Consider the following 15,867-nt stretch of genomic DNA (forward strand, 5'->3'; position numbering starts at 1 on the left):
TTAGGATTGGGATACTGGTGGCTATGGATTAGCCCGGACAAACTCAGCTGGCCTGACATTGCTTCTGGTAGCTACCTTATCTACAGCCCGAAAAAGCAATAAATTCTATAACTGATTAGCCATCAATCGGAGATACGTTCTAGATTCAGCAGTTTGTGATTGTCATCAAAACGGATTCTAAAACGGCCATGAATTCCGTGTTGGGTAATGAAACGACGCACATGTAAAGCAGGAAACTGCAACGACTCTCCCGAATCGGCTATAGCAACAACGGCAGAGGCTTCGCCTCGATAATAGCGCATTGCCTCTTCTTTATCGACATGAAGTCTAAACGTTAAGGCTTTGACCACTAACGAGAAACCCTCTGAACATTTCACTAATGTTGCGTAGCATCATTTGCTTTTCTGCGTCAGTGTATGGCTTGGCATTGCCCTGACCCCAAATCGGTTTTGGCCAGACTGCATCGGTTTTAAAGCGAGCCACATGATGCATATGTAACTGTGGAACCACGTTTCCCAATGCCGCAATATTCATTTTATCGGCCTGAGTCAATTTCATCAGTTTTTCAGCAACTAATGCTGACTCCTGCCACAATAATTGCTGATCCTGCATTGATAAATCATAAACTTCACTGACATCCATGCGACGTGGCACCAGAATCACCCAGGGATACCTGGCATCATTCATTAACAATACACGGCAAAGAGGTAAATCTCCGACCACAAAGGTGTCAGCCGCTAGCTGAGGATGTAATTCAAATTTCATTAATCCGCCAGATATTTATTGACGATCTCATAGACATCGGATGAGAGATCCTGTTGTTGTGCAATATTTTTCAAAGCATCACGCATCATTTGCTGGCGTTTGGCATCATAACGACGCCAGGAATTAAATGCGCCTAATTGCCTGGAGGCAACCTGTGGATTTATCTTATCCAATAGCAAAATCTGTTCAGCCAGAAAACGATACCCACTACCATCTATTGCATGAAATCCTGCTGGATTATTCCGGCAGAACTGTCCAATCAATGCCCGCACATTATTCGGATTTTTAATACTGAATGCAGGATGTTTCATCAAACCTTTAATGCGGATCAAGGTATCAGGCAGGTTGGATAAAGCCTGTACCGTCAACCATTTATCAACCACCTGACGATCATGCTGCCATTGTTCATAAAATGCGCGTAAGGCATGTTCACGTTCGCTACCGGGCTGATCGACCATCAAGCGTAAACCCGATAAGGTGTCGGTCATATTGTCTGCCTGTTTCATCTGTTTCAGACAACGTTGTGTCTGCATCGGGTCACCGGTTGCCATCAGATATCCCAAACACATATTTTTCAGACTGCGGCGTCCCATATGTTCTGAATTGAACTGATACGGTATGTTTGGCAGATTATGTTGCTGATATAACGCATCAAACTGTGCTTTAAGCTGCATCGCCAAAGTGCGTTTTACAAAATCACGTACCTGATGGATTGCATCAACATCGGCTACTGTCATTTGCGCCGCCAGATAATTTTCTGAAGGCAAGGTCAGCATTCGTGCAACCAGCGCAGGATCTGCTGAAGGATCTTCCAGTACAGCAGCACACTGTGTCAGCAAAATTTCCGGCAGATTCAGGGTTTTGTTCTGTTGGAAGTCGTTGATTAAGGACAGCATGATTTGAATAAACAGGCTTTGTCCGGCATCCCAGCGGTTAAAGCTGTCTTTCTCATGTGCCATCAGAAACGCCAACTCTTCATTATCTCGTTCAATGGATAATTTCACTGGTGCCGAAAAGCCGCGAAGTAATGACACAACAGGTTTTTGCTTTACACCGATAAACTGAAATTTCTGTTCAGTTTCGCGTAATTCCAATACCCGGGTATCAGAGGTGTAAGCCTCTGATTCATCAATCAATTGCAATGGCAGGCTATTACCTTGTGAATCCAATAACCCCATCGCCACCGGAATCAGAAACGGTTGTTTTTCGGATTGTCCCGGCGTCGCAGGACACGTCTGGTACAAGGTGAGCTCAAAAATCTTGCTGCGCTCATCATAAGAACAGGTGGCCGTAATTTCAGGTGTTCCCGCCTGGGTATACCAGCGTTTGAACTGCGTTAAATCGATATGATTGGCATCTTCGATGGCTTTGACAAAATCATCGGTGGTTACTGCCTGACCATCATGACGGTCAAAATATAAATCGGTGCCCTTGCGGAAACCTTCATCGCCAACCAGGGTTTTGATCATGCGCACGACTTCGGCGCCTTTTTCATAAATAGTGACGGTATAAAAGTTACTGATCTCGATATAACTATCGGGACGCACTGGATGGGCCATCGGGCCGGCATCTTCGGCAAACTGCAGGCTTCGCAGCTGATCAACATCATCAATACGTTGCACTGCAGCAGAATTCAAATCGGCACTGAATGACTGATCACGCATTACCGTAAAGCCTTCTTTCAGGCTTAACTGAAACCAGTCACGGCAAGTCACACGGTTACCTGACCAGTTGTGAAAATATTCATGCCCTACAATGCTTTGAATGGTATAGAAATCGTTATCAGTGGCTGTTTTCGGGCTGGCCAGAACACAGGCCGCATTAAAGATATTCAACCCTTTGTTTTCCATGGCGCCCATATTGAAATCATTGACGGCAACAATCATGAATACATCGAGATCGTATTCACGCCCGTAGCTGTCTTCATCCCAGCGCATGGATTGCTTTAAAGACATTAAAGCATGGTCACATTTATCGTGATTTTCTTTATCTACATATATCTGCAAGGTAACTTCACGACCACTTGCTGTGGTGAATTTATCCTGTTGCATATATAAATCACCGGCCACCAAAGCAAACAGATAACAGGGTTTAGGGTGTGGATCATGCCAGCGTACCCAATGACGTCCATCTTCCAGATCGCCCTGCTCCTGCAAATTGCCATTGGATAACAGAATCGGCCATTGCTGTTTATCGGCTGTGATGGTGACCGTAAAGACCGCCATGACATCAGGACGATCCGGGTAATAAGTAATACGCCGAAATCCCTCAGCCTCACATTGGGTGCATACCAACGCGCCAGAGTGATATAAACCTTCTAAAGCCGTGTTTTGATCTGGATGAATTTCAGTCACAATTTCCAGCTGAAATTTTTCCGGTAATTGCGGCAGAATCAGTTGCGTACTGGAACGTTGAAATTCAGCGGCAGTTAATAAACGGCCATCAAGTTTGATACTGACCAGCTCAAGGTGCTCACCATTCAACACACAGTCCTCACCTGGACCTTTTGGATTACGACGCATACTGAGAGTGCTGATAACGCGCGTTGTGGAAGCATCCAGCTCAAATTGCAGATCAACATTGTCAACGAGGTAGGATGGAACCGTATAATCCGCTAGACGAATCGTTTTTGGGGACGCAGGTGCGTTCATTAAATTAAAATTCCTCTTGATTTACTGGCCAGTACTGATAAGCAGGCTCTTCGTATGGGTGTGCAAGTTTCAAAGCTGAGACAACCGCTTTGATAGTGTCGTTCGAACAAATCGTTTCAACCCGGTATTCATTTACCTGTTCAACTTTTCCACTTTCACCGATAAATGGCTGACTCCCTGCCAGTGGGCGAAACTGTCCCATTCCCTGTGTTTCCCAGCTGCAGCAGTCATAACCGTCAAAATGTCCGGCACCCGCATTAAAAATGGCTTCTTTAACCAGTTCTTTATGGGTTTCCGGAACAAAAAATACCAGCTTGTACATGTGTTACCTCCACTGCCATTGTTGCGCCTCACCCGTACCGGCAATGCTTAATACAGCACTGTCATTAGCAATAAACGACACCGCCTGTATGACCATTCCGGGATTAAGCGGATTTTGTCTGGTCACTTTCCAGCAACGTAATTTATCACCTTGAGGTAGTTGCCAGACACAAAGTCGTTCTGCTGCATGACCGGTCACCAGGAGCATGCCATCCTGTGAAAAGTTGACGGCGGTTGTGGTGGTAGTAAAAACCGGAAAGTCCGGAACCGGCATTGATTTAGGCCATGCAGAACTGCGCAATTGTGATTGCAGACGGCCATCTGCCAATGACCAGAGATAAGCATGCCCATTATCCGCGGCAGTAAATACATATCGGCTTTGCGGATCATACTTCACCAGATTTACAGTATTACTATGCACCCAGTTTTGTAACTGTTCACCGCTCTGCAGATCCCATAACCTGGCCGTACGATCATCACCACCGGTTAAAGCCGTTTTACCATCCGGGGAGATGGCCACAGTGTTAATGGGATGCTTCACAGGGGAATCGACTGCGGCACCATCATGTTCAAACACATAACGTACCCGATTGGCGTCTATATCAAAATAAACGGCCGTGCTATCAGCCAAAGCCAGTAATAAATAACGACCATCAGCAGAGATATCCAACGCTTTAATTCTGAGCGGGAAGGTCAGTCTGTTTTCCGGCATACCATTCGCCGTATTCCATAACATAACCGTATCAAACTCCACCGTTGCAGCGAGCGAACTGGATTTTGCCAAAGCCACGGAAGTGCTACGAACTGTCTCCTTAGCCTCACTTTGCCAGCTGTACTTCACCTGATTGGTTTGCAGATCCCAGAGTCTGGCAGCCGCATCTACATCAGCCGATAAGAGAAATTTTCCATCCGCGGAAAAAACAGCGGCGTAACTGCCATCACTATGTTGCCACTCATAAGACTGTTGTGGTCGATCTTCACAGCCGCCAAGCAATAGCAGCAGCCCCGGGAAAATGAATCTGCTGATACTACGCACGGACATAATCGTAATCAGGATTTAGGCAGAGTCACACCCTGCTGACCCTGGTACTTACCAGCCCGATCAGCATAGGAGGTCTCACAGATTTCATCAGACTCGAAGAACAGCATTTGTGCAACGCCTTCATGAGCATAGATTTTTGCTGGCAATGGCGTGGTGTTGGAAAATTCCAGCGTGACCTGCCCTTCCCATTCAGGCTCTAACGGCGTGACATTCACAATAATGCCACATCTCGCGTAGGTCGATTTGCCCAAACAAATGGTTAACACATTACGCGGAATTTTAAACGATTCGATGGTGCGGGCCAGCGCAAATGAATTTGGCGGAATGATACAGACATCGGAGTTGATATCCACAAAACTGCTGGCATCAAAATTCTTCGGGTCGACAATCGCTGAATTGATATTGGTAAAGATTTTAAACTCAGTGGAACAGCGTACATCATATCCGTAGCTGGAAGTGCCATAGGAAATAATGCGCTGTCCTTCACGTTCACGCACCTGGCCCGGTTCGAACGGCGAAATCATGCCGTGCTGTTCTGCCATGCGGCGGATCCATTTATCTGATTTTATGCTCATAGTCCGTCAATAAAGCCCAAAAGATGTTGATGATAGCCTGATTAGTCGTTCTTGATAACTATATTCGGGAAGGCCGCTGCATAATTTTTACCCTGCATGGCCAGGTTGGCTGCAATACGACGGGCTATAACTCGATAAGCCAGAGCAATATCTCCATCCGGATCTTTTACCACCGTCGGTTGCCCATTATCAGCATCTTCCCGGATATGAATATCCAATGGCAGGCTGCCCAGCATATTCACACCATATTGTTCCGCCATTGATTGTCCACCACCGGCACCAAAAATATGTTCTTCATGACCGCATTGGCTGCAGATATGGGTACTCATGTTTTCAATAACACCCAATACCGGGACCTTGACCTTTTCAAACATTTTCAATGCCTTACGGGCATCGAGCAAGGAAATATCCTGTGGTGTGGTGACAATAACTGCACCACTGACCGGTACTTTCTGTGACAGCGTCAACTGAATATCGCCCGTACCCGGTGGTAAATCAATGACCAGATAATCCAGTGATTTCCAATTAGTGTCGCCCAGCATTTGTTGCAAGGCTTGCGTCACCATCGGACCACGCCAGATCATCGGTTCTTCTTCATCGATTAAAAAGCCAATCGACATACTTTGAATGCCATAGCTTTCAATGGGTTCAATCGATTTGCCATCCACTGATTCCGGACGTTGCGTAGTGCCCAGCATGCGTGGCTGGCTGGGGCCATAGATATCGGCATCCAAAATCCCCACGGTTGCGCCTTCAGCGGCCAGAGCCAATGCCAGATTAACTGAAGTGGTAGATTTACCTACGCCACCTTTACCCGAGGCCACGGCAATAATGTTTTTGACATTTTCCAGCGCCGGAACGCCTTGCTGTACTTTATGCTTTACGATTTTAGTAGTGATATTGACGCTGACATTGGTTGCGCCATCAGCTTCAATTAATTGCTTTAAGTTCTGGGCCAGTTCAGCCGCATAACCCTTGACTGGGTAGCCCAGAATCACATCAACCTGCGTTTGATTGTCATCCTGCACAACCTTAACCGTGGCACGAGTCTCGCCCAACGTTATCAGCGTTGATGGATCCTGATAGTTTTTGACGATTTCCTCAATTTGCGCGGGGCTAGTCATGCATGACTCCTGTATATTTCAAAGCTAAATTAGATTCAATATTTTATACCCTGCCAAAACTGGCTGCATCCACACTGCTTGCAGGGCTATTGGCTGATACAGAGAAAAACACCGCTATAACAGCGGTGTTTAAAGTGTTTAACGAATTTAATCAGGTCCGGATAATGTGTGTTGTAAAGGCCAATCCCGGTAATTAAAGACCTGACCTTCCTCACGAACGCGGGCAATTTCTGTCAAATCCAGATCAGCACAGACCCAACCCGGCTTGTCAGCCACGCCTTCAATCAATATGCCATTATCGGTAAAACCATAATCCACCGGTGTATAAATGCTGGCACGCCCGGTATTCACATCAACAGCTTCTGACCAGCGAGCTTCACCAAACGTAGGCGACTGCACAACATAGCATTGATTTTCCAATGCACGTGCCTGACAGCCAATCCGTACACGATGAAAACCGGCCTGGGTATCGGTGCAACTTGGTGCCAGAATTAAATCCGCTCCGGCATTGACTTGTTGATAGGCGATCATCGGAAATTCAATGTCATAGCAAATACTGATACCAATACGCCCGACATCCGTATCCAGCACTTTAATCTGTTGGCCTGGATGAATTAACCATTGCTCATTTTCAAAGCGGGTCATGATCAACTTATCCTGAAAACCAATCAGCCCATCCGGTGCATAGAGATTCGCACGGTTACGAAATGTGCCATCTTCCTGCAGGACCGGAAACGTACTGGCCAGCATCATGACATCGTATTGTTTGCTGAGTTGATGATGCAGATCCTGCCAGTCCGCATACACATCCTGCATCGAATGTAACTGCTTACCGAGATCGGTATAAATAGCTTCACCAAATAACGAAGCCAGTTCCATGCTGCCATATTCCGGAAACACCAGCAGTTTGGCCTTTTCTTCAACGGCTTCAGCCACCCACTGAGTCAATTTATCAGTGAATTGCGACCAGTCCTTGAAAAAACCGATATCGTACTGTGCTGCAGCGACTTTAACTTTGCTCATTGGCACCAAACTCGGGAAATCGTTAACGGGACATTAAAGATTGGGCATTTCAGCCTTATTTCAATGCCAAAAAAAACTATTTGTAAAAATTACTTTCGCTACACAAGCGAACGGATATTAAGAAAACAGATCTTTGCTAGAGTTTCTTCATCCAGAAAGTCATTGGCTTGGGCGACTCATTCGCTTCATCCAGTTCTTTCCAGCTAAAGGTGGTGTGCAGCTCAGGATGTTTTTCATAACCACGCTTACGCCAGAAATTATCCAGCGGTCTGAAACCTGCCGGACGGCGCGGATGATCGTCTGGTCGTTGAACACCGCAAAAACAGCTGTATTCATAACCGCCTAGTTCACGTGCATGCTGTTCACGATGATCAAAAAACGCTACACCAGCACCCTGCCCGCGATATTGTGATAACAACACCGACTCACCACAATAAAATACGCTATCGACATCAATACCCGCGTTGATAAACGGCGCTTTGACGTCATCTGTTTCATATTTAAGCGGAATGCCGGTCGATGCACCGACGACCTTATCGCCATCAAAGGCTAAAACAATCACGCTGTCAGGCGCTTCGATATAGGTTTGCAGGTAGCGAGCCTCGTAATCCGGATCCCCATCATAGAGATAAGGAAAATCACGGAAAACCTGAATACGCAATCTGGCCAGTTCAGGAATAAATTGATTCAGGGCTTCACCTGATAAACGTTTCAATTCCAGCATAGTTATTTCAATCCGTGCAATGGAAAGGCATATAAAAAAGCCAGACTGGAAAATACATTCCAGCCTGGCTGATTGTCCTGCAGTTTAACCGACGACTTGTTTCACCCAGTCTTCCAGGTTGTAGTAGTTGGTGATACGAGCCACTTTGCCATCACGAATCACAAAAAACGCACCGGCTGGCAGATTGTATTTCTGACCGTTAGCTTCCGGTAAACCTTCATCGGTGCTCAGGTATTCACCTAATACGGTGAATTCAACCGCAGCGCGGTCACCCGCTTCGTTGGTGGTGATGGATATATCAACGATTTGTTCTTTGTAATGGGCATTCATGCGGTCCATAAATGCAGAGAATTTTTCTTTACCAACCTCACGACCACCCTGGTTGACGTCATGAATAACATCGTCAGTCAGCATATTTAAAAACGCATCCATATCCTGACGGTTGAACGCATCGTAGTAGTTTTGCAGCAATGTGATTGTAGCTTGGCTCATGTTGCAGATCCCAGTGAGTAAAAAAACCGCGAATTTTAACGTGTAAACGCTTCAAAGAAAAGCAGAAACGACTAATTTAACCACAGAGACACGGAGGGCACGGAGATAAAAGAAAATAGATCCGCAGATTACGCAGATGGACGCAGATTTATAATTTTTAACAGGATCGTAGGTCGGGTTAGCGTAGCGTAACCCGACAAAAATAATCTGCGAAAATCTGCGTAATCTGCGGATAACTCAAAAAAACCTCTGTGCCCTCTGTGTCTCTGTGGTTACTTTCAAAAATCAGCTTTGACGACTACGAGCAGTAATCCCCATCAACTTGTAAGTCAGCATTGATGCGGCGAAGTCATAGGCATGAAAGCCTTCAATCGGCGCGAATTCCATTACATCAAAACCGATAATTTCACGTTGTTTGGCGACCGATTCAAACAGATTCAATGTCTGGTACCAGCTCAGGCCGCCTGGTACCGGTGTGCCTGTTGATGGAAATACACTGGGATCCATGCCGTCAATATCGACTGTAAAAAACACTTTTTGCGGAAAATCATCAGGTAAGGTAATGCTGTTGATATTATTGGGAACCAGTTCATCGGCATCCTGGTAATACACGCCAAATTCTTCACGCACCTGCATTTCTTCTTCACAAAAGGCACGAATTCCCAGCTGGTATAACGGAATACCCATATCCACTGCACGTTTCATTACCGAAGCATGGCTCAAAATATCGCCTTCATAGGCATGACGCAGATCGGCATGGGCATCGATCTGAACAATGCCGAAATCTTCAATCCCTGCATCCTTCAAGCCTTTGATGACGCCGTAGGTGACAGTATGTTCACCGCCTAACACGACGGGAATACCGCCATTACGGATGATTTCAGCAGTGGCATTGGCAATATTATCAATCACCTGTTGAGAATTTACGCTGCAGTCTACTGGCGGGCAGGTGTAAATGCCCAAATCACATGGATTGCTTTTACCATCCCATTTTTCCAGCTGCCATGAGGCATTCAAGATAGTGGAGGGTCCCTTCGCTGTACCGCCACCATAGGAAACTGATTTTTCATAGGGGACAGGCAAAACATGAAACATCGCCTGTTTAGGATCAGCCTGATCAATCTCAGATCCCAGGAAAATCGGAAATTCTTCGTTTAATTCTGCTGTCATGACAGTCGCTCTTTAAAATCACTGTAGCCAAAACTTTTGACTACACGTAAATCATCGGTTTCGGAATTCCAGATAGCCAAAGATGGCAATTTGGTGCCATTAAACGTCGTGGTTTTGACCATGGTGTAATGGCTCATATCTTCAAATACCAGCCGTTGTCCGATTTCCAGTGGTTTATCAAAACTGTAATCGCCAATCACATCACCCGCCAGACAGGTTAATCCACCCAGCCGATAAGTATGTGGTTTTTCATCAGCTAAACCTGCACCGGTAATATCTGGACGATAAGGCATTTCCAAAGTATCAGGCATATGACAGGTAGCCGAAGTATCGAGAATAGCCTGATCCAGATGATTCCAGCTGATATCCAGTACTTCACAACTCAAAATACCTGTGCCAATTGCCACCGCCTCTCCCGGCTCCAGATACACTTCGACCTGATGCCTTTGTTTAAAATTCTGAATTAATTGGATTAAACCATCAATATTGTAGCCATCCGCCGTAATATGATGACCACCGCCAAAATTTACCCATTGCATTTGTGGCAGCAAATGACCGAATTTGGCTTCCATGGCTTTTACTGTACGTTGCAATGGTTCAAATCCCTGCTCACACAAAGTATGAAAATGCAGGCCGGAAATGCCATCCAAAGCCGTTTCATCCAGCTGTGATAACGGAATGCCTAAACGTGAACCGGGTGCACACGGATCGTAAATCGGTACCGCACCTTCTGAATGCTCCGGATTGATACGTAAACCAAAATGCAATTCAGGACGTTGTTTTTGCATTGTCAGGCACTGTTCACGAAACCGCAGCCACTGCCCGCAGGAATTAAACACAATGTGATGAGCAAAAGTCAGCAGTTCATCAATATCCTGCTGGCTGAAAGCTGCTGCAAACACATGCACTTCGCCACCGTATTCTTCAAAACCCAGTCGCGCTTCATGCAAACCACTGGCACAAGTGCCGCTCAGATATTTGGCCGTCAATGGCGCTAAAGACCACATGGAAAAAGCTTTTAAAGCAGCCAGAACTTTGGCACCACTGGCCGTTTGCACGTGATTCAGAATGCGTAAATTACGCTCAACAGCCACTTCGTCCACCACAAAACAAGGAGACGGCAATCGAGATAAATCCAGCTTGGTAAAATTGGTAAATTGCATTAAATTCAAATACCTGAAAATGATAGTTAATTTATTTCATTAATATTTATTAACCACAGAGACACAGAGGGCACAGAGTTTTTATCCGCAGATTACGCAGATTCTCGCAGATTATTTTTGCCGGGTTACGCTACGCTAACCCTACCTACGTTTTTTAACAAAGTGTAGGTTGGGTTGAATTTATGAAACCCAACAAGACGCAGAAGAATAGATGGTGTTGGGTTTCGCAGGCTCAACCCAACCTACATTTCTCTTAAAATTAGAAATCTGCGTCCATCTGCTTAATCTGCGGATGTATATTTTTTTCCTCCGTGCCCTCTGTGCCTCTGTGGTTAATTTTTTATAGATCTATAAGATCAATCGTCGAGATTGAAATTATCCAGTTCAATCACTTCCCAGGGCAGTCCGTATTTATTCATATCTTCCATAAACGGATCCGGATCAAACTGTTCGATGTTCCAGACACCCGGTTTCTTCCATTTGCCTTCCAGCATCATTTTGGCACCAATCATGGCTGGTACACCGGTGGTATAGGAAATCGCCTGCGACTGAACTTCAGCGTAGCAATCCTGATGGTCTTTGATTTGGTAGAGATAAACAATTTTCTGTTTACCATCCTTAACGCCTTTCACCACACAACCGATACAGGTTTTACCTTTGGTACGTGGGCCAAGTGTTGAAGGGTCAGGTAACAATGCTTTGAGGAACTGAATCGGCACAATCTGCTGACCGTTATAGTCAATTGGCTCAATGCCAGTCATACCAACATTACCCAGCACTTCCAGATGTTTCAGATAACTGTCACCAAAGCTCATCCAGAACTGAGCACGTTTTAACGTCGGGAAGTTTACGACCAGTGATTCCAGTTCTTCGTGGTACATCCGGTAAATATTGTAGCTGCCGACATCTTCCGGGCAGGTAAAACTGGCTTTTTTCGACATGGCCGGGGTGGTAACAAACTCACCATTTTCCCAGTGACGGCACTCTGCAGTGACTTCACGGATATTGATTTCCGGATTGAAGTTAGTGGCAAACGGATAACCGTGATCACCACCATTCACGTCGATAATATCCAGCTCGTGAATTTCATCGAAATAATGTTTGGCCAGATACGCGGTAAAGACATTGGTGGCACCCGGATCAAAGCCGCTGCCCAGCAAAGCCATCAAACCGGCATTTTCGAATTTTTCACGATAAGCCCACTGCCAGCTGTATTCAAACTTGGCGGTATCTAAAGGTTCGTAGTTAGCTGTATCCAGATAATCGACACCAGCGTTCAGACAGGCATCCATGATATGCAAGTCCTGATAAGGTAACGCTACATTGATCACCAGATCCGGTTTTTCCTTTTCCAGTAAAGCGGTCAGCTCAGGCACATTGTCGGCATCGACCTTGGCAGTACGGATGGATCTATCCAGCTGAGCAGCGATAGCTTTGCATTTGTCTTCATTACGGCTGGCCAGAATAATCTCTGAAAAAATTTCCGGTAATTGAGCACATTTATGGGTAACGACGCCGCCAACACCACCGGCGCCAATAATGATCACTTTTGACATTGCTGAATCCTTATAAATCTGCAGTTATCTTTCAAAGAAGGTGTAGCCATTCATGCTATCGCTGAAGGCACGTAACATTTGTTGACGCATTGGTACTGAAATCTTGCCATCCCGCACAGCTTGTTCTGCCAGCTTACGGAACTGTTCCTGCATCACTTTTGGATCGTATTCCACGTAGCTGAGCACATCGGCAATGCTGTCACCATGGAACTCACGGACAAAATCAAAGCTGCCATCTTCGTTGATATGCACGCTGACCACGTTGGTATCACCAAACAGGTTATGTAAATCACCGAGGGTTTCCTGATAGGCGCCTACCAGAAATACGCTCAGATAATATTCCTCACCTTCCTTGAGTGGATGTAATGGCAGCGTTTTACGAATACCCTCTTCGTAGGAAAACGAATCAATTTTACCATCACAGTCGCATGTCATATCGGCAATGACCGCGGCACGAGTCGGTCTTTCATTCAAACGATGAATTGGCATGATGGGGAAAATCTGATCGATTGCCCAGATATCCGGTAATGATTGAAACAGACTGAAATTACCGTAATAAATATCGGACAATAATTCCGGCAGGCTTTCCAACTCCGCAGAAACCCGGCGTGCCTGAGGCAGTAGTTCCGAGATTTTTTCCAGAATGGCTAATGAAACATTCTCAGCTAAAGCACGTTCACGTAAAGTGGCCTGACCGTGATGGAATAACTCACGTAATTCATCACGATAATAAATGGCATCGTTGTAGCACTCCTGCAGGTTCTGCAGTTTTACATTGCCCAGCACGGCATAGAGATTCACCAGCATGTCCGGGCTATCAGCGGGAGCGACTTCCGGAATCGTTCCGGGTTTATGATCACGTACTTCCAATACATTAAATAACAGCATGGAAGAATACGCGATCAAAGCCCGGCCTGACTCGGTGATAACCACAGGATGCTCTATATCAAGGGGATCCAGGCATTCCTGTAACGTTTCAATAATGTTGTAGCAATATTCGTCCAGACCATAGTTCATGCTGTGCGTGCTATTCGAACGTGCACCTTCGTAGTCGACCGCCAAACCACCGCCAAGGTCCATATATCCCATCGGTGCGCCTTCTTCGATTAAACCGGTATAAAAACGACAGGCTTCCATCACACCACTACGAATATTACGGATATTGGGAATTTGCGAACCTAAATGGCTGTGCAGTAATTGCAGGCAATGCAGCATATCAGCCTGTTTAAGCTGATCAATCACTTCGAGTAGCGCACTGGTAGATAAACCGAATATCGAACGATCTCCACTATCGCCATTCCAATGACCTTCCACAGTAGAGGCCAAACGTATGCGTAAGCCAATTAATGGATCGATACCCAATGCTTTGCTGCGTTCTAAAATGGTGGATAGTTCGGTGGCGGTTTCCAATACAAAAAAGCAGGGAATGCCCATCTGGCGGGCATACAGTCCTAATTCAATAAATTCTTCGTCTTTATAGCCATTGCAGATAATCAGACTGTCGTGGTCACGTAGCTGAGAAATAGCAATGATTAACTCAGCCTTACTGCCCGCTTCCAGACCATGATGATATCGACGACCGTAATCGGCAATTTCCTCAATAACGTGACATTGCTGATTCACCTTGATCGGAAATACGCCACGATAGTGATTTTTATAACCTGCGGTTTTGATGGCCCGGGCAAAGGCTTCGTTTAACTGAGTAATGCGCAGATCCAACAGGTTCTCGATGCGTAATACAGCGGGCATATCCAGACCGCGCTCTTTCATTCCGTTAACAATATCAATCAACGGAACATGGATAGTCTTTTCACCAAATTGCAAACTGACAACCGCATTGCCATCGGCGGAAATATCAAAATAATCCGCACCCCAATCACGTACACCATAAAGCTTACTGCTATGTTGCGCACTCCATTCATCAGAGGCGACGTCAGGTGAGTTTGTATCAAGATTGGCATGGGTTTGTGTCATCAGTATGACCCCCTTTGGCTTCAGTTAAATCGCGGGATTGTCACTATTTTATGGATAAATTGCAAAAATATTATGACAGCATCACTACTTAAGGATGCGAATCGCAGACTCAGATAATCGGCTGCTCTTCAGGAGCGCTGGTATCCGTTGATGGATGCAGGTTTGTATTGAAAGCTTCAACACTATCCGCAACTTCATCAGGACGGTTAAATCGCGCAATATGAAACAAGGCTTCGCCCTCATTCACCAGCGGAATATTGGTTCTGCCAATGATCACACCGCTGCAGATAGCGACCACTTTGGTTTCGGATTTCTCATCGCCATAGGGCGCAGCAACCATGCCCAGAATATCGCCTTTTGTCACTTGCGCCCCCATGGGCACCAGCATCCTGAAAATACCACTTTGCGGCGCCCTCACCCAACTACTGGATCGCGCGACAAACGGATCGACAGGTTTTGCCTGTTTTGTACGGGATTCGGTCAACATACCCAATTTGCGCATCACCGCCAACACACCTCTGACTCCGGCACGAATCGCCAGTTCATTAAAGCGCAAAGCTTCACCCGCTTCATACACGATAACCGGCACATTGACCTGCTGACAGGCATGGCGTAATGAACCTTCAATCAATCCCGAATTCAAAATAACCGGTGCATTAAATGCCCTTGCCATTTCCTCCACCACAGGGTTATCCAAAGCCGCACGGATCTGTGGCAGATTGTCCCGATGGATGGCTGCAGTATGCAAGTCCACACCATGGGTACATTTATTCACCACTTCGCTCATAAACAGGTTGGCTAAACGTGCCGCTAATGAACCTTCCTCAGACCCAGGAAAGCAACGGTTTAAATCCCGGCGATCAGGTAAGTAACGTGTTTGATTAATAAAGCCGTAAACATTCACCACCGGAATAGTGATCAACGTGCCTTTAAGCCCTTTAAGACGTTTGCTTCGCACCAGCCGACGAATAATTTCCACACCAACAATTTCATCACCATGCACCGCACCGGATACAAATAGAACAGGGCCCTCACGACGACCACACATTACCTGAACCGGCATACTCAAAGAGGTATGCATATACAAATCTGGCAGCGGTACATCGACCACTTTGTTTTGTCCGGGCATGATCTGTTGCCCGGCAATGATCAATGCATCAGCCATCAACCACGGCCTTTGGTTTTAGTGGTTCCGGAAACCGAGTTTTTTTCAATAAAATCAATAATCAAACTGGCAATATCTTTACCGGTCGCTGTTTCAATACCTTCCAGGCCCGGCGAGGAGTT

At 45.9% G+C, this 15,867-nt stretch carries 15 protein-coding genes and 2 pseudogenes; 1 reads left to right on the forward strand and 16 read right to left on the reverse strand.

Annotation, left to right across the window (positions count from 1 at the left end; translation table 11 throughout):
* Positions 1 to 102 (forward strand): annotated as a pseudogene (locus tag B3O33_RS16060) (RDD family protein); the annotation flags it as partial.
* Positions 103 to 122: 20 nt separating this feature from the next.
* Here the strand turns inward: B3O33_RS16060 and B3O33_RS00890 are convergent.
* From B3O33_RS00890 to B3O33_RS00965, 16 genes and pseudogenes are all read right to left on the reverse strand, one after another.
* On the reverse strand, positions 123 to 302 hold the full coding sequence (locus tag B3O33_RS00890) for a DUF2835 family protein (protein WP_292359151.1): 180 nt from the start codon (positions 300 to 302) through the stop codon (positions 123 to 125).
* 25 nt (positions 303 to 327) lie between these two features.
* The gene (locus tag B3O33_RS00895) at positions 328 to 765 is read right to left on the reverse strand and encodes an HIT family protein (protein ID WP_292359148.1); all 438 of its coding nucleotides are present in this window, start codon (positions 763 to 765) and stop codon (positions 328 to 330) included.
* The gene (gene pepN / locus B3O33_RS00900; protein WP_292359147.1) at positions 765 to 3,416 is read right to left on the reverse strand and encodes an aminopeptidase N; all 2,652 of its coding nucleotides are present in this window, start codon (positions 3,414 to 3,416) and stop codon (positions 765 to 767) included. Before pepN ends, B3O33_RS00895 begins: the two co-directional genes overlap by 1 nt.
* Before the next feature lie 4 nt (positions 3,417 to 3,420).
* Positions 3,421 to 3,738, reverse strand: a complete 318-nt coding sequence (locus B3O33_RS00905; protein WP_292359145.1) for an NGG1p interacting factor NIF3 — start codon at positions 3,736 to 3,738, stop codon at positions 3,421 to 3,423.
* A 3-nt stretch (positions 3,739 to 3,741) separates the two neighbouring features.
* Entirely contained in the window at positions 3,742 to 4,779 is a 1,038-nt protein-coding gene (locus B3O33_RS00910) for a WD40 repeat domain-containing protein (protein WP_292359143.1), read from the reverse strand.
* 8 nt (positions 4,780 to 4,787) lie between these two features.
* Entirely contained in the window at positions 4,788 to 5,354 is a 567-nt protein-coding gene (gene dcd, locus B3O33_RS00915) for a dCTP deaminase (RefSeq protein ID WP_292359142.1), read from the reverse strand.
* Positions 5,355 to 5,395: 41 nt separating this feature from the next.
* On the reverse strand, positions 5,396 to 6,478 hold the full coding sequence (gene apbC, locus B3O33_RS00920; protein WP_292359140.1) for an iron-sulfur cluster carrier protein ApbC: 1,083 nt from the start codon (positions 6,476 to 6,478) through the stop codon (positions 5,396 to 5,398).
* A gap of 147 nt (positions 6,479 to 6,625) precedes the next feature.
* On the reverse strand, positions 6,626 to 7,501 hold the full coding sequence (locus tag B3O33_RS00925) for a carbon-nitrogen hydrolase family protein (RefSeq protein ID WP_292359138.1): 876 nt from the start codon (positions 7,499 to 7,501) through the stop codon (positions 6,626 to 6,628).
* 136 nt (positions 7,502 to 7,637) lie between these two features.
* Positions 7,638 to 8,225 carry a GNAT family N-acetyltransferase gene (locus tag B3O33_RS00930; protein WP_292359137.1) on the reverse strand — a complete coding sequence of 196 codons (588 nt, stop codon included), beginning with the start codon at positions 8,223 to 8,225 and terminating at the stop codon, positions 7,638 to 7,640.
* Positions 8,226 to 8,309: 84 nt separating this feature from the next.
* Positions 8,310 to 8,717 (reverse strand): ketosteroid isomerase-related protein, encoded by a 408-nt coding sequence (locus B3O33_RS00935; protein ID WP_292359135.1) that lies wholly within the window; start codon positions 8,715 to 8,717, stop codon positions 8,310 to 8,312.
* A gap of 285 nt (positions 8,718 to 9,002) precedes the next feature.
* Positions 9,003 to 9,887, reverse strand: a complete 885-nt coding sequence (gene speB / locus B3O33_RS00940) for an agmatinase (RefSeq protein ID WP_292359133.1) — start codon at positions 9,885 to 9,887, stop codon at positions 9,003 to 9,005.
* Positions 9,884 to 11,050 (reverse strand): carboxynorspermidine decarboxylase, encoded by a 1,167-nt coding sequence (gene nspC, locus B3O33_RS00945; RefSeq protein WP_292359132.1) that lies wholly within the window; start codon positions 11,048 to 11,050, stop codon positions 9,884 to 9,886. Before nspC ends, speB begins: the two co-directional genes overlap by 4 nt.
* 356 nt (positions 11,051 to 11,406) lie before the next feature.
* Entirely contained in the window at positions 11,407 to 12,606 is a 1,200-nt protein-coding gene (locus tag B3O33_RS00950) for a saccharopine dehydrogenase family protein (protein ID WP_292359130.1), read from the reverse strand.
* 24 nt (positions 12,607 to 12,630) lie between these two features.
* Positions 12,631 to 14,580 carry a biosynthetic arginine decarboxylase gene (gene speA, locus B3O33_RS00955; protein WP_292359128.1) on the reverse strand — a complete coding sequence of 650 codons (1,950 nt, stop codon included), beginning with the start codon at positions 14,578 to 14,580 and terminating at the stop codon, positions 12,631 to 12,633.
* A 109-nt stretch (positions 14,581 to 14,689) separates the two neighbouring features.
* Positions 14,690 to 15,745 (reverse strand): succinylglutamate desuccinylase/aspartoacylase family protein, encoded by a 1,056-nt coding sequence (locus tag B3O33_RS00960; protein ID WP_292359126.1) that lies wholly within the window; start codon positions 15,743 to 15,745, stop codon positions 14,690 to 14,692.
* Positions 15,745 to 15,867, reverse strand: a pseudogene (locus B3O33_RS00965) (30S ribosomal protein S6--L-glutamate ligase); the annotation flags it as partial. The gene B3O33_RS00960 and the pseudogene B3O33_RS00965, both read right to left, overlap by 1 nt.

It is taken from the genome of Methylophaga sp. UBA1464 (assembly GCF_002325665.1).
Classification (GTDB): Bacteria; Pseudomonadota; Gammaproteobacteria; order Nitrosococcales; family Methylophagaceae; genus Methylophaga.